The sequence below is a fragment of the Bradyrhizobium sp. P2_E8 genome, assembly GCF_056403875.1.
This window is the reverse complement of the sequence record NZ_JBFUES010001057.1, coordinates 1-2,453: the sequence shown is the minus strand read 5'-3', so window position 1 is coordinate 2,453 and position 2,453 is coordinate 1. Positions and strand designations below refer to the sequence as shown.

The following is a 2,453-nucleotide window of genomic DNA, read 5'->3' as shown; positions in this document are numbered from 1 at the left end:
ATGGAAGCCCGCCCATGACTTCGTATCGTCTTCCCAAGGGTGGGCTCATCGACCGTCGGTCTGCACTACATTTCAACTTCGATGGCAAGACCCTTTCAGGTCAAAAGGGCGATAGCCTGGCTTCGGCACTTCTGGCCAATGGTCAGAAGCTTGTCGGGCGGAGCTTCAAATACCACCGTCCGCGCGGAATTCTGACATCAGGCGCCGCTGAGCCGAACGCTCTGGTGACGGTCGGCCGAGGTGGACGTACCGAGCCGAACACACGCGCGACCATGCAGGAGCTATACGACGGTCTCGAAGCAAGAAGCCAGAACCGATGGCCCTCGCTCGACTTCGACATCGGCTCGCTTAACAGCCTACTGTCGCCATTCCTTGCAGCCGGCTTCTACTATAAGACCTTCATGTGGCCAGCTGGGCTCTGGGAAGAATTCTACGAACCGTTCATCCGCAAGGCGGCTGGTCTGGGCAAGGCGGCCTACGAAGCCGACCCGGACTCCTACGAAAAATGTTGGGCACATTGTGATCTACTCGTCATCGGCGCCGGCGCCGCAGGCTTGGCAGCCGCTTTGACGGCCGGGCGCGCCGGAGCCCGCGTGTTGATTTTGGACGAGAATTCATTGGCCGGCGGCGGTCTGCTCTCCGAGACGGCAAGCATTGGTGGGCTGATGGCAGCCGATTTCGCGCGGCAGGTGGTGGCCGAGCTCGATAGCATGTCGAACGTCCAGGTGCTCGCCCGCACAACCGCATTTGGTTGGTACGATGGCAATGTTTTCGGCGCCGTGGAACGCGTTCAGAAGCATGTACAGGTCCCCATCGCCAGTGCGCCGGTCGAACGACTTTGGCGCATCGCTGCGAAACACGCGCTGCTAGCAACAGGCGCGGAGGAGCGGCCATTGGTCTTCGGCGGCAACGACATTCCGGGCGTCATGATGGCGACCGCCGCGCGCAGTTACCTCAACCGCTATGCGGTCGCCTTCGGGAAGAAAACGGCGATCTTCACCACCAACGACAGTGGCCTTGCGCTGGCCCGTGACCTCGAGGCCGCAGGCGTGGAGCTCGTTGCCATCGTGGACAGTCGTGCCGATGACCCGATCCGTTGGACTGGCAAGGCGCGGTTGATCAAGGGCGCGTTTGTCAGCGACGCCCGCGGCGGCAAGTCGCTGACGAAGATCGGTGTCTGGAAGAACGGAACGATCGAGGAGTTGGAAGTCGACGCGCTCGCTATGTCGGGTGGCTTCAGCCCGGTTATCCATCTCGCGTGCCACCTGGGCGGCAAGCCGGTCTGGTCCGACGAACAGTCGGCCTTTCTGGCACCTGAAGACCTAAGGGGTCTTTCCCTGGCGGGCGCGGCTAATGCCAAAACCGGCATCGAAGCCTGCCTTCTTGATGGTGCCGCACAGGCCGCCCGCAGCTTGGATCTCTCGATGGTCAAGGCGACTTTCGGAGCGGTAGAAGACGACATCGTGCCTTCGCCGGCAAAGCCCGTTTGGACCGTGCCCGGTGTCAAGGGTAAAGCCTTCGTGGACTTCCAGAATGACGTCCAGCGCAAGGATCTCGGCCTTGCCGTACGCGAAGGCTACGGACATGTCGAGCTTACCAAGCGCTACACAACCAGCGGCATGGCCACCGATCAGGGTAAGCTGTCGAATGTCAATGCAATCGGCCTTCTGGCTGAAGCACGCGGCGTGTCACCGTCAGAGATCGGAACTACCACCTTCCGACCCTTCTACACACCCGTTTCGTTCGGTGCACTAACCGGCGCCCATAGCGGCCGTCACTTCCAGCCAGTGCGCAAGTCGCCGCTGCACGACTGGGCAGCAAAGAACGGCGCCAAATTCGTGGAAACGGGCCTTTGGTATCGCTCGTCCTGGTTCCCGCGCAGGGGCGAGACAAGCTGGCGCGAGAGCGTCGACCGCGAGGTCAAGAACGTCCGCGTCAACGCCGGGCTGTGTGACGTATCCATGCTTGGCAAGATAGAGATATGCGGTACCGGTGCCGGCGAATTCCTCAATCGCGTCTATTCGAACGCGTTTGCCTCGCTTCCCGTCGGCAAGGCCCGCTATGGGCTAATGCTGCGAGAGGACGGTATGATCTATGACGACGGCACCACGAGTCGCCTCGAGGAAGAACGCTTTTTCATGACCACCACCACAGCCTATGCGGCTGGCGTAATGAACCACCTGGAATTTTGCGCGCAAGCGCTCTGGCCGCACCTCGATGTGCGGCTGTCTTCCGTCACCGACCAGTGGGCGCAAATGGCGGTTGCCGGACCGAGGTCGCGGAGGATCCTGCAACAGATCGTCGACGAGGACATTTCCAATGAATCCTTCCCTTTTCTCGCGGCCAAGGAGGTTGCCTTGCTAGGTGGCGAGCTTCGCGGCCGGCTGTTCCGCATCTCCTTTTCAGGCGAGCTAGCCTATGAACTCGCTGTGCCCTCCGGCTATGGCGAAAGC

General features: G+C 61.2%; 1 protein-coding gene. It reads left to right on the top strand.

What is annotated here, in order from left to right:
• Positions 1 to 14 precede the first annotated feature (14 nt).
• On the top strand, positions 15 to 2,453 hold a 2,439-nt coding region (locus AC1D00_RS36585; RefSeq protein WP_477014017.1), incomplete at its 3' end, for a sarcosine oxidase subunit alpha family protein.